Annotated in this window: 21 protein-coding genes; 8 read left to right on the top strand and 13 right to left on the bottom strand. The window is 45.6% G+C overall.

The genetic code is table 11. The features are described from left to right. Nucleotides 1–1163: MBG domain-containing protein (locus tag NC99_RS21010; RefSeq protein WP_157625137.1), on the top strand; the 1163-nt coding region annotated here is incomplete at its 5' end. Between the two features lie 202 nt (nucleotides 1164–1365). Here NC99_RS21010 and NC99_RS21735 read toward each other — a convergent pair. Further along, a complete protein-coding gene (locus tag NC99_RS21735) occupies nucleotides 1366–1536 on the bottom strand; it encodes a DUF362 domain-containing protein (RefSeq protein ID WP_082326626.1) in 171 nt (56 codons plus the stop codon). Between the two features lie 200 nt (nucleotides 1537–1736). Beyond that, nucleotides 1737–2393, bottom strand: a complete 657-nt coding sequence (nth, locus tag NC99_RS21005) for an endonuclease III (protein WP_053188827.1) — start codon at nucleotides 2391–2393, stop codon at nucleotides 1737–1739. 274 nt (nucleotides 2394–2667) lie between these two features. Between nth and NC99_RS21000 the strand changes: the two genes are divergently transcribed. Further along, the gene (locus tag NC99_RS21000) at nucleotides 2668–4536 is read left to right on the top strand and encodes an ABC-F family ATP-binding cassette domain-containing protein (protein WP_053188818.1); all 1869 of its coding nucleotides are present in this window, start codon (nucleotides 2668–2670) and stop codon (nucleotides 4534–4536) included. Between the two features lie 87 nt (nucleotides 4537–4623). Here the strand turns inward: NC99_RS21000 and NC99_RS20995 are convergent, their stop codons facing one another. The 6 genes from NC99_RS20995 to NC99_RS20965 form a co-directional block, all read right to left on the bottom strand. Continuing rightward, nucleotides 4624–5469, bottom strand: a complete 846-nt coding sequence (locus tag NC99_RS20995; RefSeq protein ID WP_204375081.1) for an aldo/keto reductase — start codon at nucleotides 5467–5469, stop codon at nucleotides 4624–4626. Between the two features lie 124 nt (nucleotides 5470–5593). After that, nucleotides 5594–6661 (bottom strand): ribosome small subunit-dependent GTPase A, encoded by a 1068-nt coding sequence (gene rsgA, locus NC99_RS20990; protein ID WP_053188815.1) that lies wholly within the window; start codon nucleotides 6659–6661, stop codon nucleotides 5594–5596. A gap of 16 nt (nucleotides 6662–6677) precedes the next feature. Beyond that, the gene (locus NC99_RS20985; RefSeq protein ID WP_204375080.1) at nucleotides 6678–7163 is read right to left on the bottom strand and encodes a pyridoxamine 5'-phosphate oxidase family protein; all 486 of its coding nucleotides are present in this window, start codon (nucleotides 7161–7163) and stop codon (nucleotides 6678–6680) included. Nucleotides 7164–7167: 4 nt separating this feature from the next. Next, a complete protein-coding gene (locus tag NC99_RS20980; RefSeq protein WP_157625135.1) occupies nucleotides 7168–8049 on the bottom strand; it encodes an energy transducer TonB in 882 nt (293 codons plus the stop codon). 332 nt (nucleotides 8050–8381) lie between these two features. After that, a complete protein-coding gene (locus NC99_RS20970) occupies nucleotides 8382–8900 on the bottom strand; it encodes an FMN-binding protein (protein ID WP_157625133.1) in 519 nt (172 codons plus the stop codon). Further along, nucleotides 8897–10057: a hypothetical protein gene (locus tag NC99_RS20965; protein WP_053188799.1), complete on the bottom strand. Its 1161-nt coding sequence runs from the start codon at nucleotides 10055–10057 to the stop codon at nucleotides 8897–8899. Before NC99_RS20965 ends, NC99_RS20970 begins: the two co-directional genes overlap by 4 nt. Here NC99_RS20965 and NC99_RS20960 point away from each other — a divergent pair. Then, nucleotides 10056–10337, top strand: coding sequence for a hypothetical protein (locus tag NC99_RS20960; RefSeq protein ID WP_053188796.1), 282 nt, complete (start codon nucleotides 10056–10058; stop codon nucleotides 10335–10337). The genes NC99_RS20965 and NC99_RS20960 overlap by 2 nt on opposite strands. 81 nt (nucleotides 10338–10418) lie before the next feature. On the opposite strand, the gene tilS is transcribed toward NC99_RS20960, so the two are convergent. From tilS to proS, 4 genes are all read right to left on the bottom strand, one after another. Next, on the bottom strand, nucleotides 10419–11744 hold the full coding sequence (gene tilS, locus NC99_RS20955; RefSeq protein ID WP_053188792.1) for a tRNA lysidine(34) synthetase TilS: 1326 nt from the start codon (nucleotides 11742–11744) through the stop codon (nucleotides 10419–10421). After that, nucleotides 11734–12963, bottom strand: coding sequence for a peptidase T (gene pepT, locus NC99_RS20950; protein WP_053188823.1), 1230 nt, complete (start codon nucleotides 12961–12963; stop codon nucleotides 11734–11736). Before pepT ends, tilS begins: the two co-directional genes overlap by 11 nt. Before the next feature lie 4 nt (nucleotides 12964–12967). Continuing rightward, nucleotides 12968–13654 carry a hypothetical protein gene (locus NC99_RS20945; RefSeq protein ID WP_053188789.1) on the bottom strand — a complete coding sequence of 229 codons (687 nt, stop codon included), beginning with the start codon at nucleotides 13652–13654 and terminating at the stop codon, nucleotides 12968–12970. Nucleotides 13655–13729: 75 nt separating this feature from the next. Then, the gene (gene proS, locus NC99_RS20940; RefSeq protein WP_053188784.1) at nucleotides 13730–15205 is read right to left on the bottom strand and encodes a proline--tRNA ligase; all 1476 of its coding nucleotides are present in this window, start codon (nucleotides 15203–15205) and stop codon (nucleotides 13730–13732) included. A gap of 94 nt (nucleotides 15206–15299) precedes the next feature. Between proS and NC99_RS20935 the strand changes: the two genes are divergently transcribed. The 5 genes from NC99_RS20935 (at nucleotide 15300) to NC99_RS20915 (ending at nucleotide 21471) form a co-directional block, all read left to right on the top strand. Next, the gene (locus tag NC99_RS20935; RefSeq protein WP_053188780.1) at nucleotides 15300–16721 is read left to right on the top strand and encodes a hypothetical protein; all 1422 of its coding nucleotides are present in this window, start codon (nucleotides 15300–15302) and stop codon (nucleotides 16719–16721) included. A gap of 54 nt (nucleotides 16722–16775) precedes the next feature. Then, nucleotides 16776–18272 carry an OmpP1/FadL family transporter gene (locus tag NC99_RS20930; protein WP_053188776.1) on the top strand — a complete coding sequence of 499 codons (1497 nt, stop codon included), beginning with the start codon at nucleotides 16776–16778 and terminating at the stop codon, nucleotides 18270–18272. A gap of 158 nt (nucleotides 18273–18430) precedes the next feature. Beyond that, entirely contained in the window at nucleotides 18431–18709 is a 279-nt protein-coding gene (locus NC99_RS20925; protein ID WP_053188773.1) for a hypothetical protein, read from the top strand. Nucleotides 18710–18721: 12 nt separating this feature from the next. Continuing rightward, a complete protein-coding gene (locus NC99_RS20920; protein WP_053188769.1) occupies nucleotides 18722–19438 on the top strand; it encodes a class I SAM-dependent methyltransferase in 717 nt (238 codons plus the stop codon). An 11-nt stretch (nucleotides 19439–19449) separates the two neighbouring features. Then, nucleotides 19450–21471, top strand: coding sequence for a DUF4954 family protein (locus NC99_RS20915; protein WP_053188768.1), 2022 nt, complete (start codon nucleotides 19450–19452; stop codon nucleotides 21469–21471). A gap of 10 nt (nucleotides 21472–21481) precedes the next feature. Here NC99_RS20915 and NC99_RS20910 read toward each other — a convergent pair. Beyond that, the coding region (locus NC99_RS20910; protein ID WP_053188765.1) for a phosphatase PAP2 family protein at nucleotides 21482–22205 on the bottom strand (724 nt) is incomplete at its 5' end.

Genomic DNA, 22205 nt, shown 5'->3' with positions numbered 1-22205 from the left:
TATTGGGAGGAACTTTGGCTTTCACGACAGATGCTGACGAATACAGCACTGGAGTAAGTTACGCTGTAACTCCATCCGGTTTAACTTCCGGAAATTATGCGATTACATTTGTAGACGGCACCCTCACCATCATGGGTGTCACCATCGACGCCTCTGCCTCCGGAAATCCGGTTAATATTAATGACGCGTATGCTAACTTGACTGCGACGGTTTCGCCGGCAGTTTCAGGGGTACTGGTGAACTTCTACCTGGACGATGTTTTTGAAGCTGATGCATGGACTGATGCCAGTGGAACAGCGACTTTACAGGTTGCCGTTTCCGACCTTTCGGTCAATGTTTACAAGGTAACAGCTGAGGCTGGTGGTGGTTGCGCTGAAGATGTGTCCTACATGCCTGTTTACGACCCAAGTGCCGGATTTGTAACCGGAGGAGGCTGGATCATGTCACCTGCTGGTGCATACTTAGCCGACGAAAGTCTGACTGGCAAAGCTAACTTTGGATTCAATGCCAAATACAAAAAAGGCAAATCGGATGTGGATGGAAACACCGAATTCCAATTTAAGGCCGGCAACCTGAATTTCAAAAGCCAGTTCCATGAAGCAGGCTCGTTGGTCATCTCTGGTAGAAAAGCAACCTACCGTGGCGAAGGAACCATCAACGGATCGGGAAATTTCAAGTTCACCCTGGTCGCTATCGACGGTGATTGGAATGGAGCGAATGATCCGGACCAGTTCCGTATCAAAATCTGGGGAGACAACGGAATCGTGTATGACAATGGCTTGGGTGCTGATGATAACTCAGATGTTTCCACAGCCCTTGGCGGCGGCTCGATCGTGATCCACGAAGTGAAAAGCAATGCCAAGAACAAAGATGTTCAGATCGCGATTGCCAACGAAGTGGAAACATCAAGCTTCCTGGCTTATCCGAATCCGTTTACCGACCGGCTGAAGTTTGAGTTTAGCTCGCCGGTTGCCACCGATGCCCGACTGGATGTGTACGATGCCACCGGACGACTGGTGAAAGTGGTCTTTGATCAGCCTGTTGAAGGCGGTGTGAATTACAATGCTGAATTTGTTCCGAATTCGAACATGAGCAACCTGTACATTTACCGTCTGACTTTGGGCTCGGAAGTGATCAATGGCAAGGTGATGTACACCAAATAGCAGCAATTAATTATTGAGCAATTTTGAAAAGGCGCACTTCGGTGTGCCTTTTCTATTTTTGTCCGGCAAAATGATCCCAAGCCACCGCTCAAGAGCCCCTCAAGACATCGAACTTCGCAAACCAAGCCGGCAGCCGATTCCGAAAGGCATAAAAAAGCCCGCCATTCGAAAATGACGGGCCTAAAATTTTATGCTGTCCGTATTATTCGGCAATCGAAATTGCGTCAACCGGGCAAACCTCGGCACAAGAGCCACAATCAGTACAAAGATCAGCATCAATTGTATAGATATCGCCTTCTGCGATCGCGTCAACAGGACATTCATCGATACAAGTTCCGCATGCAATGCACTCATCTGAAATTACATAAGCCATAACACTTCATTTTTTAAGTTAAAGAATACGAGCAAAAGTACAAAGTTTGCTATCAAATCAAAGTAATTCAATACAAAATTACAGCTGCAAAACTAACAGTTAATTTCAAATTAATCTAGCTGAAATCTCTATTTATAATTGAACTAAATAAGTCACTGATTTTCGATGAAAAAAAACGAAGCGCTGAATCCCACGCCCGGCTATTTTACCGCTTTTGATTTTTGAAGTTTCTCATAGTACTTGCACAGCTCTTTTAATCCGCAACTCCTGCACTTTGGCGTACGGGCCAGGCAGGTGTAACGCCCGTGCAGAATGAGCCAGTGATGCGCCAACGGGACAATGTCTTCGGGAAAATACTTCATCAGCTCCCGCTCGGTGGCCAGCGGCGATTTGGAATTGGTGGTCAGCCCAATGCGGTTGGCCACCCGGAACACATGGGTATCAACGGCGAAAGCCGGTTTCTCGTACACCACCGACGCGATGACGTTCGCAGTTTTTCGGCCCACACCGGGCATTTTTTGCAATTCATTCACATCATCAGGAACCACGCCTTTAAATTCGTTAACCAACATGTTGGCCATGCCCACCAGGTGTTTGGCTTTATTGTTGGGGTACGAACACGAACGGATGTATTCGAACACCTCGGCCGGTTCCACCTCAGCCATCAATTCAGGCTTTGGAAAACGCTTAAACAAATCGGGCGTAATCTGATTCACCCGCTTATCGGTGCACTGAGCCGATAAAATAACGGCAACCAAAAGCTCATACGGATTGCCGTATTCCAACTCGGTTTCGGCAATGGGCATGGCTTTCTGAAAATAGTCAATCACCCGCTGATAACGCTCCTTCTTCTGCATGTTCATCAATTTGTAGATTGGAAAAACAAAAATAGCCATCCGGTGCGATAAAGCAATAGAATTGTTCGCTTACGTACCCTTTTGTTCTGAAATACGGTCTTTCAGTGGTCTTGAATTGATCAATGCCAATAAAATGACCAGGAATGACAATTGATTGACCTTTTAAATAAATTCAGCGAAGCCCGATCATCTTGTATTCCTTGGGAAGTAGTTCGTGCGCATCTCTCCTTTGCCAATAATAATTTCTATTTTTGCGTCCAAAGACACATAAAATATGATCCCTTATTTACAGGCCGAGTCGATTTCGAAAAGATATGGCGAACAGATGTTGTTTGAAGGCATTTCCTTTACCATTTTCAAGGACCAAAAGGTGGCGCTGATCGCAAAAAATGGTGTAGGAAAAACCACCTTGATGGAGCTGATTGCCGGATTCGACAGCCCGGATGAGGGGCAAATCACGCTGACCAACGATGTGAAGGTTGGCTACCTCAGGCAAAACCCGGATTTGAACGAAAACCTGACCGTCTTGGAAGAAGCCCTTCGCTCGGACAATCCGGCACTGGATGTGATTGCTGAATTTGAAGCCGCGATCAAGCACCACGACGAATCTGCCATTGAAAGGCTGACCGTAAAAATGGAGGAGCTGAATGCCTGGGATTTTGACGTGCGGGTGAAACAAATTTTAAGTCAGCTGAAAATTACGGATTTCGATCAACGCGTTGGCGAACTGTCGGGTGGACAAAAAAAGCGGCTGGCCCTGGCTAACGTTTTGGTGAATGAGCCTGACCTGCTGCTGCTTGATGAGCCCACCAACCACCTGGATTTGGACATGATTGAATGGCTCGAGGCCTATCTCGAAAAAACCAACTGCACGCTGTTTATGGTGACCCACGACCGCTATTTTCTGGATCGCGTGTGTAACGAGATTATTGAGATCGACCAAAATCAGATTTACGACTACCAAGGGAATTACAGCTATTACCTGCAAAAGCGGCAGGAACGGATTGAACAGCTGCAAGCCTCGACCGAAAAGGCCAAAAACCTGCTGCGCACCGAGCAGGAATGGATGCGCCGCATGCCCAAAGCCCGGAGCCATAAAGCCAAATACCGGGTTGATCAGTTTTACGATTTGAAGGAAAGGGCCAGCCAAAGCCGTCAGGACGACAAGCTGGAACTGAACATGGCCTCGTCGCGCATGGGCAAAAAAATACTGGAGCTGAAACACATTTTCAAAGGCTACGACAATTTGCTTTTGATCACCGATTTCAGCTACCAATTTTCGCGTTTCGAGAAAGTCGGCATCGTAGGCAAAAACGGAACCGGTAAATCAACCTTTCTGAATGTAATTACGGGAGCCATACCACCCGATTCGGGACAGATTGACTGGGGACAAACCATCCGCATCGGCTACTATCGCCAGGAAGGCATCGACTTTCAACCAAACGAAAAAGTCATCGATATCATCAAGAATATTGCTGAAGTAATTGAGTTTGAAGACGGACAAAAAATGACCGCCAGTCAACTGCTCACCCGTTTTCTGTTTCCGCCGGAAACGCAATACAACCTGGTGGAAAAGTTGAGTGGTGGCGAACGCCGGCGATTGTATTTGTGTACCATTCTAATGGGAAATCCCAACTTCCTGATTCTGGATGAGCCCACCAACGATCTCGACATCATGACGCTAAATGTGCTGGAGGACTACCTGGCAGCTTTTGGTGGCTGCGTGGTGATTGTGTCGCACGACCGTTACTTCATGGATAAAATTGTTGACCACCTGTTTGTGTTTGACGGAAATGGCGAGATCAGAGATTTCCCGGGGAATTACACCATCTATCGCAACCAGTTGGAGGAAGAAGAGGAAGCACGAAAGAAAGCCGAGACAACGAGCAAGCCGAAAGCTGTTCAGGAAAAATCCAAGCCCAAGGTGTCCAATAAAATGAGCTTCAACGAAAAGCGGGAGTTCGAAGTGTTGGAAAAGGAAATTGAAAAGCTCGAAGCTGAAAAGGCAGCATTGGAAACTGCTTTAAACTCAGGCGAACACTCCGCCGAAGAACTCACCGAAATGTCGAATCGCTTTGGCGAGCTGACTGACGAGCTGGACGAAAAGGAGATGCGCTGGCTCGAATTGAGCGAGAAAAACTAAGCCGCCGGCTAATCACAAAACGAGGTATTTACCACCGATTTGAACGACATAAAATCAAATGGGGAAGGCTTGTGCTTCTGTCGGGTTTCAAACCCGATCCGGCCATATATTTGGCAATTCTCCGCTAAAACCCATTTCGGGAAGCTCATCGATTTGTTTCATCTCTTCGTCTGACAATTCGAAATCGAACAGGCTGATGTTTTCTTCCATTCTTTTCGGCGAAGTCGATTTCGGAATCACAATCACATCGTGCTGAATCACCCAGCGCAGGCAGACCTGCGCCACCGATTGGCCATGCCGATTGGCTATGCTTTCCAAAGTTTCATTTCCGAAAACACCACCCCTGGCCAAGGGCGACCAGGACTCAACCGCAATCCCCTGCTGCCGGCAAAACCCGATCAATTCGGGCTGCCAATAGCCCGGATGGAATTCAATTTGGTTCACTGCCGGAACGACATTTGCAGTGAGCGACAGCGCTTCCAGGTGTTCTTGCCAGAAGTTGCTCACCCCAATCGACCTGATCTTGCCTTCGGCTTGCAATTCCTCCATGGCCCGCCAGGTATCGGCATTGGTCTGCTGCCAGTTTTTATAATTCCGCGCATTGGCAGGCCAGTGAATCAGGTACAGATCGATATAATCCAGTCCCAGCCTGGCCAGCGATTTCTCAAAAGCCACTTTGGTTTGCTTGTAGCCTAAAACTTCACGCCACACTTTGGTGGTCACCACAATTTGCTCCCTCGGAATACCGCTCGCCTTGATTCCTTTCCCCACCGCTTTTTCATTATCATAGGCCGCTGCAGTGTCAATTAAGCGATAACCACAGGCCAAAGCATCGATAATCGCCTGAATACCTTCCTGCTCATTCGCCTTGTAAGTACCAAAGCCGATGATCGGAACCTTTTGATTGTCATTTAAAATTATTTCTCGCATCATAAAAAAATAAAGGCCAGCCAAACAGACCTGAATTGTTCCTAAAAAGAGCAACTGTCAAGCTCGCTGCCACACGATTTCTTCAACTGAAATGATGTTTATTGGCGAGCAGCCTGTTCGGTTCTGCTTAGTATTTATTTGATTTTCTATTCTTTTTGAAGTTTTTAATCATTTTCCCAAATTCCTTGTCCTTCATGCGTCTTTCAGCGGTCGTTGATTCAAAATGTTCTCTTTCCCGTGCCATTTTCAAATAGTTTTCGTACGAGGCCTGATCAATTTCACCGTTTTCAACGGCTGCAACAATCGCACAGCCGGTTTCTGTGGTATGAGTACAATCCTTAAATCTGCAATCGCGGGCCAGTTGGACGATGTTTTCAAAGGTCATTTCCAATCCGGTGGCTGCATCGGTGAGCCCAACTTCTCGCATTCCGGGCGTATCAATTAAAATCCCACCACTGTCCAGCACAAACAATTCGCGGTGGCTCGTCGCGTGCCTTCCCTTGTGAGTACTTGCACTGATTGCAATCGTCTTCATGATTTGTCGGCCTGAGAGATTGTTCAGAAGCGTTGACTTCCCCACCCCGGAAGAACCCAACAAGCAGTAGGTCTTGCCTTTCAGCATCTGCGCTTTCAACACGTCAATTCCGGAAAGGGTTTCGTTGCTGATCGCCAGAACAGGTACCTGCCTAATTCTGCTTTGAACATTTGCAATTAGTGCCGTTAATTCATGGTCAGCTATCAGGTCCGTTTTGTTAAGAATGATTAACGGGTTGACCCCGGATGTGTTGCAAATCGTCAGATACCGTTCCATCCGGTTGATATTAAGATCCCGGTCAACGGCTTGCACAATAAAAGCGAAGTCAATATTTGTTGCGATAATCTGTTTTTCCCCTTGCTTGCCCACGGCTTGTCGCTCAATCATGGTTTTCCTGGGGAGAACGGCATGAATTAGTGCCTTGTTGTCATCAAATTCAGCCATGGCAACCCAGTCGCCAACAGCCGGAAAATCGGACCTTTGCTGTGCCAAAAACCTCAAACTGCCAATGATCTCTGCGTCGTATTCGTGATCCGCAGTTTTTACCACGTATCGCTCCTTATGTTCCGAAATAACCCGCCCTATTCCAAGCGACGCGAGCCCTTGTTCTTTTCGGTAGCTTTCCAGATCAACAGAATATCCTAAATCTTCGAGTGTCATGTTGCCAACAAGTGTTTTATCGCCCTGCTTTTCCGTGAATCTGTTTAATATCCAGCCTCAGGAGCTCCATTTTCGAATAATATTTTTCGGATTTCACCATCTTCTCACTGACAACGAAGTCGTTGTCTTCCAAATGATGCAGTATGATGCTCATGCCATGCTTCTTCTCTTCCAAATCGCTTACGATTTGCATGTTGCCCCAAAACACGACCGACTGATATTCATGTTCGCAGGCGCCGGGAATATAGCCGCCATCGTCGATCACAGTTGCGCACACGTTTTGATTGCAGCTCAAAAATTCGAGCTTCAACCCTTGCGGTGCACAATGAAAGTAAAGTGATTTTTTCTCAACATCGTAGCCGTAGCTAAGCGTAACAACATAGGGCTCGTTTTCGCGACACATCGCAATAACGGCAAACTTTCCATTTTTTAGGATGTCGGCCATCTCCGATTCCTGCGTTAACTCCCGATTGGGACGATTCTGTAAATGATATTGTTGCATCAGTTTATTTATCAGTTAAATCAAAAACTACAGGAACAGAATATGAACGATTTATCTTTTCACCATGTCTGTAAAGCACTTCCCATTCAGCTATTGACTTAACAACCCGAACTGCTTCATTGTCATAAAGTTCATTTACTCCCCGTGCCACGTGGACACTATCAATCTTACCGTTTTCATCCGATGAAATTATATTGATATAGACTCGTCTTCTAATCGTATCAGAGTCTGGCAGATTTTCCCGTTTAATATTATTGTATATGTAGTCTCTTAGAAGCGTTGGGTTTTCTAAATATTTTGATTCCTTTGTTTTTGAGTTATCCATTGTTTTACATTCCATCAATACGCCACTATTAACTGTGAATTCCAATTCGGTTTGATATATACTTTGAAATCCGTCATGGATATAAAACAATAAACGTCCTTGAGGCGAATATAATTTACCGCTTACCCAATCAGCTTTTACCCGGCCATTGTGAAATCGTCCAGGAAACAATTCTTTCAAATCCGCATACTCTCTGCCAATATCATCATTTTCCACTCCAGACTTATAGGATACGGAAACGTTCCTCATTTTTGTAGGATAACAAGCATTCCGAATTTCTGTTAGGTACAATTGATCATCAATAAATTCCCATGTCGCAACATAGTTTCTCCAGCACGCTGTGTGAAAACAACCTGTACTGCCAAACAATTCTTTGGGATTAATTAAATTTCGATCTGGGTATGAATTCAACGGACAGGTGTACAAAGAGAGCGTATCGCCATTGAAGATCAATATATCAGGAATTTGAGCTGTTCCAAATAATGTTAACGAAGGGATTGCAAATAAGATTACTGTTATGAATTTCTTCATAAATTCTAAATTTCCTTGAATAATCATCAACGTTCTTAGCGTTTATTCTTTGTTCAGATAAACTGCTGATAAATTTAGAAAAGATTTAGCCAATGGGAGGCTCAGTATATCCAATTTTTTCAAAAATTTGGCCAGTTGGAGGCTTTGGGTAGCCAATTATTTCAAAAATTTGGCCAATGGGCGGCTGCGTTTGGCCAGTTGATGCAAAAATTTGGCTTAGGGAAGGATCTTCAGGGCCAATTGCGACAGAAATTTTGGCGATGGACAGGCGAGGGATGCCAATGGACGCGTAAAAGAGCCGGGGGAAAAGTGATTCCTGTCGGGGCACTACTAAAAATCGTGCATTGGGGAAGAAACTTGGCCTATAAATTACAATCCTGCAGCAAGATGGTGATCTCGCGAATGCCGACAACAATCGATCCGGCCGACAGGGTGGCGCCGGAAATAGCCTGCACTTCGTCGCCATAGTCGAGCTCTCCGCCATCGTAGCCCACAAACTGCTGCAACCAGCGTTTGGAAGCAATTTCGCCGCCGTGGTCAGAATAATAGCTGATCACTTTCACCAGCTCCACTTCGCGGTCTTCATTAAAATAAATCAGGTAGTTGAAATGATCGTTCCGCCCTTTTCCTTTGGCTGAAACTACAAAGCCGCTGGCTTTCTGATCGCGGTAAACGCGCGAAACATCTTCGATCAATTCACTCTGCAGGCAATGCTCGTCCAACTTCTCAAGCGCAAATTCCGAGCGGTCGGCATCCAACTCCTTCGACAATAACTTAATCAACCTTTTGGAGGCGGCATCTTCAGCACCGGCTCCAAAAAGTTGAGCTTGCCCCGTTGAAATCAACAGCAGGCAAGCTACAGCTATGAAAATTTTTCTCAAAACCATATTCCAATTCCCAGGTTCAATTGTTTCGTATAATCATCGGTCGCTTCATTGCCAAACCACTGCAAGTCGGCTTTCAACACAGCACCCGCAGCCATCCACCAACCAATACCGGCAGTAATATCTGTGCGGTCGTAAGCCAAATTCTTGGCTATGCCATCCACTTTTTGGTGTGTATTGTGTTTTTCGTAGCGTACAAAAGGAACCAGTTTCTGCTCCGTACTTTGCTTGTTCAGCAAATCGTAACCGGCCTCCACGTAATAACCGAACAGCTGGCTTCCCAAGTCTTTGCCGGCAAAGGCATTGTACTCGTCGGTATTATTCAGTGACGCATAGTTCAGCTGTCCGCGAAATACCCATCCATTGGTCGAATAGCGGGCGTCGAGGCCCAACATGTTCAAGCCAATAACCGACGAATCCGCCATGGCCTCCAACGCCTGATCATCTTTCGGAATTCCGTTGTACAGGCTGGTTTGGGTTTTGCCAGTATAAGCACTTAGCCCGAGTCTCAGTCCGGGAATGCCATAGTAGTCGAATTTGGTTGACAGGTTCGGATGCGTCAAAATCGATTCCGCACCTTTCTGGCGTCCGCCTCTCAAGGCATTGCCACCGCTAAGTTTTCCGCCACCATCGTAACTTTTGAAGCCATTCACCAGATAAAGCTGGTATTTCAAATCCAGTTGCTGAAAAGTTCCCGTAAATCCGGCTCCAATTTCGCGCCAGGTGGTTGGTACAATCCTGCTATCCAGGTTCGGACGCTCAACCCCGTTGTAAGTAGCCGGTTCATGGTACTCGTTCACAATACCCATCGGAATCAGCAATAAACCACCACGAAAATTCAACCAGTTGTTGATCCGGTAATTCAAGAAAGCCTGCTCGACGTAAACTTCTGAAACATGCTCATATTCTATTTCGGTCACAAACTGCGTCCGCTCGTTAAAGCGATAGGCAAACATCATGACCAAACGATGGATGTCCATTTTTCCATTCTGATGAACATCAGACGATAAGGGTTGATTATAATCGATTTGAGCATAACCGCCAATGCTCAATTTGTCTTCAGCATCCAATAATTTTTCGGCCGTATTTTGTCCATTCACAAAGTATACTGAAATCCCAATCAGCATCGAAACAAGTAATAAACTTTTTTTCATGTCGAATATCATTAACTGTGAGGTAAATTTTATGCTTGCGAAAGTAGTTGGCGCCAGCGGATGCCACAATCCCCATTTATTGGGATTTTCAGGAAGAAATCTAATAAAACAATCAGCCACTCCATCCTGGAGAAAGCAGGACAGGCTCATAAAAAATGGTGGAGAATTTGGGGTAGGCGCAGCTCCTGCCGAGGGCCTTCAGGTTGAGCATCACCAAGCCCTGTCCACTCCTTCTTTTTCACAAAAGGAATTTTCGATCTATCGGAATGGGGGCGGTTAAATTAACTTGTTTTCAGATTTTGCTTCTTTTTGAGATCGTAAACAAGCAAGCTACCACCTCTACTTCCGTTGCAAAGGACAATTATTCGGCAATGGTGATCCGCAAAACGTTTTGGGTATTGTCGGTTATTTTGAAACGGTTGTCAATCCGATGGCCAACGATCCAGACGACTTTTCCAGCACTGTATAAAATCCAGCAGTTTTCCTTTTCGGGAATCGAGAATTTCTCATCCACAAAGAAGTCGCTCAACTTCTTAAATCCACTCATGCCCAGCGGTTGAAAATATTCGCCCTGCTCCCACTTTTTGAGCACGAGCGGAAATTCGAGCAAATCAACATCCAAATCGGCTATTGTTGTGCTTTTTGAAAAGCGAAATTGCTTGTTACAGGGTAATCTTTCAAGTTGAAGATCGAAAGGTTCGGTCATCTCCAGGCAATCGGCTTCAATATAAAATCGATTGAGCTGTCCGGTTGATTTCGGTGTCAGAATAAAAACATCCCGATCTTTTACGAGTCGGTGCGTTTCCGAATAAAACGCCTTTCCCGCCTCAGACGACAGGGCCAGTCCAATTTCCTTCACCTGACCGGCATTGAACCCAAAGGGATGAAGCACTTCAAACAGCAGGGTTTCGGCAAAAGGAGACTGCTGCAAATACGCCAAATCCAGCTTCAGACTATTGCCATCACGACTAACAAACCGCGCGTGCTCCTCCTCTACTTTTGCCTGATACAGCTGTTCTGTTTCTTTCAATATGGCCGCGGTTTTAGCAGCATTCGCTTTAAAAGCCGGGTTAATTTCTTCGAATAATGGCAGAATTTTATGGCGAATCAGATTGCGTTGATGGACAATTTCGTGGTTGGATGAATCATTTCGAAATGGAACCTTTTCGGCATTTGCATGTGACCAAAGCTGTTCTCGTGATGCAAACAACAGGGGCCTGACCAAACGTTCGCGCTTGGGATGGATGCCGCTCAAGCCACGAATTCCTGTTCCACGGCTCAGGTTAATGAGCATGGTTTCGACCAAATCGTCCTGGTGGTGAGCTGTTAACAGGTAATTGTAGGCTAGTGAATCGAGCAAATTATAAAACCACTGGTAGCGCAACTCGCGGGCAGCCATTTCAATGGAAATACCTTCCTGTAAGGCAAACTCGCGTGTCTCGAAAGTTTTTACATGCAGCTCAATGCCGTGCTCGCCGCAGTAGTCGCGCATAAAAACCTCATCGCCATCCGATTCGGCTCCACGCAGTTTAAAGTTGCAGTGCGCAACCACAAAGTCATACTCCAGCTGCCGGAACAGCTCGAGCATGACCATCGAGTCGCAGCCACCACTGACGGCCAATACCAAGCGGTCGTCGGTCGAAAACAACGACTCGCTGGCAATATAGTTTTTCAGTTCAGGAAGCATCGCCCAACTTAACGACCTTTTCGCAGATGCGAATCACCACTTCAACCGCTTTGTTCATCGATTTGGTTGGCACGTACTCGAAAGGTCCGTGGAAATTATGTCCGCCAGCAAAAATATTCGGGCATGGCAAACCCATATACGACAAGCGCGAGCCATCCGTTCCCCCGCGAATGGGTTTGATTTTTGGACTGATTCCCAGCTCATGCATGGCCTCTTCGGCCAAATCGACCACATACTTGACAGGCTCCACTTTTTCGCGCATGTTGTAGTACTGGTCAACCATTTCCAATTCAACAGTCCCTTGTCCGTAGGTTTCATTCAGAAAGGTGCAGGCTTGTGTAACCAATGATTTTCTTTTTTCAAACAGATTCATATCGTGGTCACGAATGATGAGCACCAGCGTGGTTTTATCGACACCGCCCTGAAACGACACGCAATGGAAAAAGCCCTCGCGCTTTTCGGTAAACTCCGGTCGTTCATTAACCGGCAACATGGCCATAAAACGCGTGCCCACCTCAATGGCATTGATCATTTTGTTTTTGGCCGTACCGGGATGCACACTGCGCCCCTTGATGGTTACCGTTGCCATAGCAGCATTGAAATTTTCATATTCCAGTTCTCCAATCTCCCCGCCATCGAGCGTGTAAGCGAATTTGGCACCGAATTTTTCCACATCAAAATGATCGGCCCCCTTGCCAATTTCCTCATCGGGCGTAAAGCAAACACGCACTTTTCCATGTTTCACTTCCGGGTTTTCTAGCAGGTAATCCATGGCAGTCATAATCTCGGCCAAACCAGCTTTATCGTCGGCTCCAAGCAGCGTGGTTCCGTCGGTCGTAATCAACTCTTGTCCAACATATTTTTCCAGCTCGGGAAACTGTTCCGGCGACAAGACAACTTTCTCACTCAGCTGAATATCGCCTCCCTGATACTTCACAACCTGCGGATTAACATTTTCGCCAGAAAAATCGGGACTGGTATCCATGTGAGCGACAAAGCCAACCACCGGGCAATCCTTGTCAATATTGGAAGGAAGGGTTGCCATGACGTAACCCTTGTCATCTTTCTCCACCTCCTGCATGCCTATTTCCTTGAGCTCCGCAACCAACTGGTCAGCAAAATCAAGCTGGCGGTCGGTACTCGGAAAGCTCGTACTATTGGGATCGGATGTTGTATGCACTTTGGCATATCGAATAAATCGGTCAAAAACTTTTTCCATATCGTTAAATATCATCAGAGTTAAACTTAAAACCAACACGTTTGCCGGTTATTATTTTTGAATGGCTGATTTCATCTTTCATCTGCTCCACCGAGGCTATTTTCACCTGGTCGTACGGCGGCACCAAAAGGTCGAAATCAACCGCGTACTTAATGGCTGTTTTCAGAATTTGCCTGAAAATATCTTTGGTCACCACATCGCTGCCAAAATCTTTCACCAACTCGCCCGACTGCCGTTTCCCTTCAACAAAAAAATGATTTTCCTGGTTGATAAAAACCCTTGCAATCAGGTAGCCCAAGTCTTGCAGCCGGTTGTACTTAAACGAGTCGGACAAAAAATTATAGATGTGAATGATGCCGCAATAGGAATTCAGCGGCTGCTCCTTCACGTAATCGATCTTCCAAATCGGGTGTTCACGATTGAAAACAAAGACGTTGGAGTGCATGCTGAATACCAGCAGGTCGCCCGCCAGTTTAAACTCGGCTTCAAAAGGCCCTTTTTCAATATAAACCGGCATCACTTCCACAGAAACTTTGCCGTCGAGGGCGGCACGAAACTCTTCAACCAGCTCTTTCAGCACTTCTTTCAGCAGATTAAACGATGCCAGCGTGTTAGCGTGGGCTTGTTGCTTCACATTCGACTTGGCTACGATCAGCTCGTAGTTGTGATTGGTATCCGTCACTTTTGTCATTCGCTAAGATTTTCCCTAAAAATAAGAAAAGCAGCCAAGAATGACTGCTTTCTTTTATCATGATTTGTTAAAAAGCTAATAAGCCAGGGCAAATAATACACGTTGCGACGAAGGTTTTCCTGAGTAAATGCACTTTCCTTCCTCTTTCATCCCGTCAAACGGTATGCAGCGAATGGTCGCTTTCGTTTCTTCCTTGATTTTCTGTTCCGTCTCTGCGGTACCATCCCAATGAGCCAGGACAAAGCCTCCTTTGGTATTCAGCACCTCTTTCAACTCCTCGTAAGTGTCAACCGGCGTGGTGTGTTCGGTACGGTAATCGAGTGCTTTTTTATAGATATTTTGTTGAATATCTTCTAGCAAATCAGCGACGTACTGGTCTATACTCTCCAGCTCAACCACTTCTTTGGTCAGGGTATCGCGACGCGCCACTTCAACCGTTCCGTTTTCTAAATCGCGCGGCCCGATGGCCAAACGGACGGGAACACCTTTCAATTCGTACTCGGCAAATTTCCAACCTGGCTTTTTCGTATCCAGATTATCGTATTTGACGGTGATTCCTTTGGCTTTCAGCTTGGCCACCACTTCATCCACCTTAGAACTGATTTCAGCCAGTTGTTCTTCTTTTCGGTAAATAGGAACAATGACCACCTGGAACGGAGCCAGTTTTGGCGGCAACACCAAGCCATTGTCATCGGAATGAGCCATAACCAGCGCCCCCATCAACCGGGTTGAAACGCCCCAGCTGGTTGCCCAAACATACTCATCCTTCCCGTCGCGGTTGGCAAACTTCACATCAAATGCTTTTGCAAAGTTTTGCCCCAAAAAGTGCGAAGTGCCCGACTGGAGCGCTTTACCGTCCTGCATCAGTGCTTCGATGGTATAGGTTTCCAAGGCGCCTGCAAAGCGTTCATTTTCTGATTTGGCTCCCTTAATCACCGGAAGTGCCATGAAACTTTCAGCAAATTCGGCATAAACATTTACCATGCGCTCGGTCTCCTCCAATGCTTCCTGTTTGGTGGCATGAGCCGTATGGCCTTCCTGCCACAAGAATTCGGCGGTGCGCAAAAACAAGCGGGTGCGCATTTCCCAACGAACCACGTTGGCCCACTGGTTACAAAGTATGGGTAAATCGCGGTACGACTGGATCCAGTTTTTGTAGGTGTTCCAAATGATGGTCTCCGAAGTTGGCCGAACAATCAGCTCTTCCTCCAGCTTGGCATCCGGATCAACGACGATGCCTTTGCCATTCGGATCATTTTTTAACCGATAATGCGTAACTACGGCACACTCTTTGGCGAAGCCTTCAACATGAGCAGCTTCTTTACTAAAAAAAGATTTGGGTATGAACAAAGGGAAGTACGCATTGACGTGGCCGGTTTCCTTAAACATCCGGTCCAGTTCAGCCTGCATTTTTTCCCAAATAGCGTAGCCGTATGGCTTGATGACCATGCAGCCGCGAACCGCCGAATTTTCAGCCAAATCTGCTTTTACAACCAAGTCGTTGTACCACTGAGAATAATTTTCACTTCTTGAAGTTAATTCTTTAGCCATATCTTTTGTTTTGGTATGGTATTTGCTTCTTTTGTATTGATTTTTGAAGCTACAAAGTAAATGATTTATTTTTAAAGATACAGGAGGTCTAGTTATGAAAGCAAAAGTTACACTTATCTCGGCATTAGCACTGTTACTTGGTGCTTGTACCACCGGGACTTACGTAACCGACAGGTACGATGACATCTATTTTACGCCCGGAGATATTCCTCCTCCCGCCATTGTTGAAGAACCCGCAACCAACGAAAGCAGATCACAGATCGTTTCAAGACAACAAGTGATTACGGAGATGGAAGAGAATGCAGATGGTTCACAAACCTTGAAAAATCACGTGTTCGAAAGTGACGATCCTTACGCTGATGAACTCATATACGATATGGGAAATATGGAGCTGATGGGATCGGATACTACCATTTATGAAAATGACGGTGATATTGATTATGTGATCAATAACTACTACGATGCCGATGAAATCGATTATACCTACCGTATCAATCGTTTCCACCGTCCGTATTTCTATGGTTCTTATTACTCCAGCAGGTTTATGTGGGATCCGTTTTACTACGATCCTTTTTACTACGATCCATGGTATTACGGAAGCTACTACAGCTATTACAGCCCGTGGGGTGCAGGCTGGTACAGCCCATATTACTCTTTCGGGTACAGTTGGTATAGCCCCTACTATTCCTGGGGATATCCATACTACTATGGGTATAACAACTATTGGGGACACCATCATCACTACTATGATTCTGACCGGTATGAGTACGGACATCGTCGCTCATCGTATAGCAATTATGCAAGTAGCGGAGGTTCGGGATCTGTTGGCCGCCTTTCAACAAGCGGTAGTTCCAGGCTAAAAAGTACATCAAGCCAAGACCTAGGTAGTTCACGCAGAACAACATCGACAACAGTTAGCAATAGCGGAAGACGCACCACCGAAGGTGGAACGACAAAAAGTGCAACGATTGTTGAAAAGCGAAGAGTAGACACTTCCGGAGAAGTTAGCTCTTCAGGCCGGAGAAGTATTTCGACCGACGGATCTTCAAGCAACACGGGAAAAAGCGCAACAACAAACCAGCGCACTTACCAGCCGCAAACAACGACCACAACGCAGCGAAGAGAATATACGCCAAGCTATAGTAAGCCCAGAACCGTAACCCGGTCAAGCTATAACAGCAAGAACTACGTGACACCGCGAACTTCTACGTACAGCAAACCAAGCACCAGTAGCAGTTCAAGAGCAGTTACACCAAGGAGTAGTTCAAGCAGTTATCAAAAAACCTATCGGTCAAACTCGTCTTACAGCAAAGGATCAAGCACGTCGACCCGGTCAACCTACCAGGCTGCACCGAGCAGAAGCACCAATTCGAATAACAGCAGCTACCGCTCAACCAGCAGCCCGACACGCAGTAGTGGAAGCTTCAGCAGCCCAAGTCGTTCAAGCGGTTCAAGTGGCTCAAGCAGTAGCGGCAGCAGCCGGAGCAGTGGTTCAAGTGGCAGCGGCCGACGTTAATAGATTAAAGGACTTAAAAATCGAATAGCATTGTTCATTAAATTTGATTCAGCCATGAAAAAAATTCAACACATACTGGTTGCTATGCTCTTGATGAGCACAACTGCCATTGGACAAAACTTAGTTGACGGCTTACGCTACTCCGACTATCGAATACAGGGAACAGCCCGCTCAGCCGCCATGGGAAATGCCTTTGGCGCTTTGGGCGGCGATTTTACCTCGGCCAGCATTAACCCGGCAGGCCTGGGAATATACCGCAGTAGCGAATTTGTAATCACCCCCTCGTTCGGAAAAACGTCGGTTGATATTAACTACCTGGGACAAACCACCAACGAATCGAAATACACCATCGGTTTGCCCAATGTGGGCTACGTGACCAACTTCAATGATAATGGCACCCAAAATGGTTCGATGGTTGGCCTAAGCTTTGGAGTGGGCTACAACCGTCTGAATAATTTCAACATGAAACGCATGATGGAAGCCAGGGATGCCACATCCTCCATGTTAGATGAGTTTGTCCTGAATGCTGACGGTCTAAATGTCAATCAACTTAGTTCATACTATGAACGCTTAGCTGTGGATACAGAGTTGATTTACACAGAAGATGATTCAGAAGGGCTTTATAGACATGATATGCAAAAGTTTCCCTACACCGATGATTTAACAAACTATGAACATCATCAGCGAAAATCTTATTCACAAAAAGGAAACATCGACGAGTTTTTGATCTCCATGGCAGCGAACTTCAATCACCGGTTTTACCTCGGAGCTACAGTTGGAATTCATAATGTTGATTTCAAAGAAACAACCAGTCTTTTTGAAAGCGACCCAGATGATAATGCTCCTATCTTTAATGATTACACCTTCAACACTTACTTACACACAACCGGAACTGGGTTCAATGTAAAACTAGGTGCAATCTATAAGCCCACTGATGCCTTGCGTTTTGGTGTGGCTGTTCATACCCCTACATTTTATCGCTTGCATGACAGCTTTGATAATTCGATGTATTCGTCGCTAAATTTTGGGGATGGAGAATACTCAGCGCTTTCGCCACTGGGTGATTACGATTACGATTTAACCACCCCCATGAAAGCAGTTTTTAGTGCAGCCTATGTCATTGGCAAATCGGCCATCATCAGTCTGGATTATGAATACGTCGACTATTCAACCATCAAATTAGACGATGGCGGCAATGGTTACGATTTCTTCGATGAAAATCAGGTAATCGAAAATGCATATAAAGCAGTTGGCAACCTACATGTTGGTGCTGAGTATCGCTTATCAAATGAATTAAGTTTAAGGGCCGGATACGAACACTACCCCAGCCCGATGAATGAAAATTTCCAAAGCTCCACAATGGACACCAGCGATGCCGTTTCATCTGCTATCTCTGGCGGACTAGGATTTCGCCAGGGGGGCTTTTTCTTTGATGTAGCCTACAAGCACGCGATTGATAAGAACTATGCCGAAGTTTACAACGGTTCGGATTTAGCCAACTTTGAAATTACCAAAGACCAGTTAATCATGACCTTGGGCTTCCGATTTTAGAAAAATATAGATTAAAGTAAAACGCCGGCTTTGACCGGCGTTTTACTTTAACAGACAGCACCTTACGAGCAAGGCCACAAAATTGTTTATAAAAACTCAGCAACTCTTGGCCAAAAAAAAGGAAAATGTCGTAAATTGTTTTCCTCAACCGAATCAAAATGATGGTCAATTTTAAACAAATAAACTACCATAAATCCATTGAGCTTTTCAAGCACGCTGATCTGGCGGGGAAAAGATTGCGACTTGGTGAGTTTAGTACTTCCATTTGGTTGCAAAAAGAAAACATCAACCTCGATGAGATCAAGGATATTTCAAAAAACTATCCCGATTTAAAAATCTTTATTATCGGTGGTGGCGAATCGGAAGGCTTTTATATTTATTCGGAAAGACACGAAACTTGTTTTAAATTTGAAGCCGAATTATCTCTTTTAAAATAAGCCATCACTCACATGATTTTTTCGGAAGAAGATCCCATCGCCCAAGGCGTATTTAACTACCACTACCATCGTGACAATTCGCCAATTCTGATCCATTCAACGGATTTCGACACCGACGAAGTGCTTCCCTCCTACTTTTTTCGTGGCTACAAGCAAATGCCGGCACTGGAACAAAAAGCGCTTGACTTGGCCCACGGCCGAACGTTGGATGTGGGAGCCTGCGCCGGAAGCCATGCCCTTTATCTTCAACAAAAAGGACTGGAAGTCACCGCGCTCGAACGATCTGCCTTATGCTGCCAGGTGATGAAGGACCGGGGAGTTGCCGATGTGCATCAAGCTGATTTCTTTCAGTTTGAAAATGAAAAGTACGATACTATTCTCCTGTTGATGAACGGAACCGGAATTGCCGGAAGTTTAAGCCGGCTGGATCTGTTGCTGCAAAAGCTGGCCAACCTGCTAGAGCCCAAAGGCCAAATTCTGATTGATTCGTCAGACCTGATTTTTTTATTTACGGATGAAGACGGATCGGCCGTTATTGATTTGGCAGCTGAAAAGTATTACGGTGAACTGACTTTTCATACCGAGTATAAGAATAAAAAAGGCAACAAATTCCCGTGGCTCTACGTTGATCCCGATCTTTTAAAAGAACATGCTGAAAAGAACAAACTGCAATTAAAAAAAATTTTCAAAGGTGATCATTTTGATTACCTTGCCCAAATCACCCTATAAACGAATCAACCATGTCAAACGATAGTTACCGCCACTTAACAACAGCCGAAATTCAAACGCTGGAACAGAATAAAAACAACGCCCAAAATTGGAATAACATCTTTGTGCTCGAAGGATTTGATGCCTCCCGTGTGGAGAATTGTCGCTTTACTGGCGAAAACCGGATTGGACAGCTCAACGAAACCATGACTTTTTTTGGGAAGGTTGAAAAGCCATGTGGACTGTTTAATGCTCATTTTCACAACTGCACCATCGGCGACAACGTGTTTGTCAATCATGTGAAAAACTACATTGCCAATTACGATATCGAAGACCATGTAATTATAGACAACACTGATTTGCTGGCCGTTGAAGGCTTGTCAAACTTTGGAAACGGCATCCAGGTTTCGGTTCTTGACGAAACCGGCGGACGCAAAGTGCCCATTTACAACCAATTGTCCGCGCATTTAGCTTATATGCTTGCGTTTTATAAGCATCGAAAGGTCTTTAATGAAAGGCTGGAGCAACTAATCGATCAATACACCGAAGAAGTAAAATCGGAGCGCGGACTTGTCGGGCAATATTCCCAAATTATCAACTGCCGCGAAATTAAAAACGTCAAAATCGGCCCCTACACCTTGATTGATGGGTGTAGCAAACTCGAAAATGGCTCCATCAATAGTAACGCTTCAGCTCCGGTAAAACTGGGACATGAAATCATCATGAAAGATTTTATCATTTCCTCGGGTTCTGAAGTCACCGATGGAGCGATTGTTGCCAAATGTTTTATCGGTCAGGGCTGCAAGCTCGGATCACAATATTCGGCGGAGAACTCACTGTTCTTTGCCAACTGCCAGGGATTTCACGGTGAAGCCTGCGCTTTGTTTGCGGGCCCTTACACCGTCACGCACCACAAATCGACCCTGTTAATTGCCGGCATGTTTTCGTTTTGTAATGCCGGAAGTGGCTCGAACCAAAGCAACCACATGTACAAACTCGGTCCAATTCACCACGGTATTGTTGAACGCGGCTCAAAAACCACCAGCGACTCGTACTTGCTGTGGCCGGCAAAAATTGGCGCCTTCACCATGGTCATGGGCCGTCATTACAAAAATTCAGACACTTCGGACATGCCATTTTCCTATTTAATTGAAAACAAGGACGAAAGTTGGTTGGCTCCGGCCATCAACCTGAAAAGTGTTGGCACCATTCGTGATGTTTTGAAGTGGCCCCGACGTGACAAGCGAACGGATCCGAAAAAGATGGATTGCGTCAATTTCAACCTGCTCAGCCCGTTTACCATTCAAAAAATGGCTAAAGGCATCCGGAAGCTGAAAGAAATTCAGCGGATCTCGGGCGAAACAACCGAGGTTTTCTCCTACAACAATACCAAAATCAAGCGAAATTCGCTGCTGCGCGGCATTGACTTGTACCACATGGCCATCATGAAATTTATTGGCAACTCCATCATCACCAGGCTCAATACCTGTACCCTCGAAACCCGGCGCGACGTGCAGTGCTGCTTAAGATCAGACTCAACCGTTGGAAAGGGAAACTGGATTGATTTGGCCGGACTGATTGCGCCTAAACATGCCATATCAGAATTGCTTGACGGCGTTGAAGATGGCAGCATCAGCCAACTAAATCAAATTGAAAGTATTTTTTACTCCCTTCACGACAACTACTACAACTACGAGTGGAACTGGACCGTTGATTTTATCGCGAAATATTTCGACAAATCGCTGGAAGAAATGTCAGTCGAAGACATTATTCAAATCATCAGAGAATGGCAGCAAAGTGTTGTCGAGATTGACAAGATGCTCTATTTGGATGCAAAAAAAGAATTCCGGCTCGAATCAATGACTGGTTTCGGTATCGATGGTAGCCAAAAAACCAAACAGCTGGATTTTGAAAATGTACGTGGAAAATTTGAAAGCAATGATTTCGTCCGGGAAATTCTCAACCACATTGACCGAAAAACGGCACTCGGAAACCGCGTCATCGAGCAGTTGACCCAAACGATCAACTCATCGGTCAATATTTCGGAGACTTAATCCCAAGCCGTTATCGGTTGAAACGAATGCGATAAACCGGCTTTTCGAACCACGAAAATCGGTCCAGGCGGAAAATGCCGTGGACAAAAATTAAGGCCAAAATGGTTGAGAGGACACCCAGAACGGAACCGACGTAAACGTCCAAAAAGAAGTGCTGGAGCAAGTAAATCCGGGTAAAACCGATGACCAGAGCGGCAATAAAAAAAACAACACCAGCCCATTGTTTGCCGGCCAGCACGGCGAAAAGACTCATCGCCGCAAAAATCGTCATGGAATGCCCCGACGGGAAGCTGTAATGGTAATTCAACTCGGCTGTGTAGATAAACCGGTGAAAATCGTCGTAATAAAAATAATTGAACGGCCGGGCACGGTCATCAAACAAAACTTTTTTACCCAAATTCGTGAAAATTGCTACAAACCCAAGACTCAGCAAGCCGGTGAAGCCAAAGCGGACTTTCCAAAACAACAAAGCCGCCATCACGCCAGCCACCACCGTTCCCAAGCCCAAATCAGTTAAAAATTGCATCAGGCCATCCCATTTTTCACCGGAATAACGATTGAAAAACAAGACCACGTCACCGTGATTGGTTGTCAGAATTACAACGATTCCCACGATCAGAAAGCCCGCGAAACTGTATAAAAATCCTTTAAATCCTTTATTCTGTCGGAGCTGTTGCAAAGTCTGATTTATTTCCATTGCCATAAATACGCCAGTTTTATAGTTTGATATTTCC

This window comes from Sunxiuqinia dokdonensis, assembly GCF_001270965.1.
Lineage (GTDB): Bacteria > Bacteroidota > Bacteroidia > Bacteroidales > Prolixibacteraceae > Sunxiuqinia > Sunxiuqinia dokdonensis.
The sequence above is the reverse complement of the archived record's forward strand: the minus strand, read 5'-3'. Positions and strand labels throughout refer to the sequence as shown.

Excerpts from the sequence above, each read along its gene's own strand:
- NC99_RS21735 (WP_082326626.1), bottom strand. The coding sequence starts at position 1,536 with ATGGCTTATGTAATTTCAGATGAGTGCATTGCATGCGGAACTTGTATC.
- nth (WP_053188827.1), bottom strand. The coding sequence starts at position 2,393 with ATGCAGAAGAAGGAGCGTTATCAGCGGGTGATTGACTATTTTCAGAAA.
- NC99_RS21000 (WP_053188818.1), top strand. The coding sequence starts at position 2,668 with ATGATCCCTTATTTACAGGCCGAGTCGATTTCGAAAAGATATGGCGAA.
- NC99_RS20995 (WP_204375081.1), bottom strand. The coding sequence starts at position 5,469 with ATGATGCGAGAAATAATTTTAAATGACAATCAAAAGGTTCCGATCATC.
- rsgA (WP_053188815.1), bottom strand. The coding sequence starts at position 6,661 with ATGACACTCGAAGATTTAGGATATTCTGTTGATCTGGAAAGCTACCGA.
- NC99_RS20985 (WP_204375080.1), bottom strand. The coding sequence starts at position 7,163 with ATGCAACAATATCATTTACAGAATCGTCCCAATCGGGAGTTAACGCAG.
- NC99_RS20960 (WP_053188796.1), top strand. The coding sequence starts at position 10,056 with ATGTCGAATATCATTAACTGTGAGGTAAATTTTATGCTTGCGAAAGTA.
- NC99_RS20965 (WP_053188799.1), bottom strand. The coding sequence starts at position 10,057 with ATGAAAAAAAGTTTATTACTTGTTTCGATGCTGATTGGGATTTCAGTA.
- tilS (WP_053188792.1), bottom strand. The coding sequence starts at position 11,744 with ATGCTTCCTGAACTGAAAAACTATATTGCCAGCGAGTCGTTGTTTTCG.
- pepT (WP_053188823.1), bottom strand. The coding sequence starts at position 12,963 with ATGGAAAAAGTTTTTGACCGATTTATTCGATATGCCAAAGTGCATACA.
- NC99_RS20945 (WP_053188789.1), bottom strand. The coding sequence starts at position 13,654 with ATGACAAAAGTGACGGATACCAATCACAACTACGAGCTGATCGTAGCC.
- proS (WP_053188784.1), bottom strand. The coding sequence starts at position 15,205 with ATGGCTAAAGAATTAACTTCAAGAAGTGAAAATTATTCTCAGTGGTAC.
- NC99_RS20935 (WP_053188780.1), top strand. The coding sequence starts at position 15,300 with ATGAAAGCAAAAGTTACACTTATCTCGGCATTAGCACTGTTACTTGGT.
- NC99_RS20930 (WP_053188776.1), top strand. The coding sequence starts at position 16,776 with ATGAAAAAAATTCAACACATACTGGTTGCTATGCTCTTGATGAGCACA.
- NC99_RS20925 (WP_053188773.1), top strand. The coding sequence starts at position 18,431 with ATGATGGTCAATTTTAAACAAATAAACTACCATAAATCCATTGAGCTT.
- NC99_RS20920 (WP_053188769.1), top strand. The coding sequence starts at position 18,722 with ATGATTTTTTCGGAAGAAGATCCCATCGCCCAAGGCGTATTTAACTAC.
- NC99_RS20915 (WP_053188768.1), top strand. The coding sequence starts at position 19,450 with ATGTCAAACGATAGTTACCGCCACTTAACAACAGCCGAAATTCAAACG.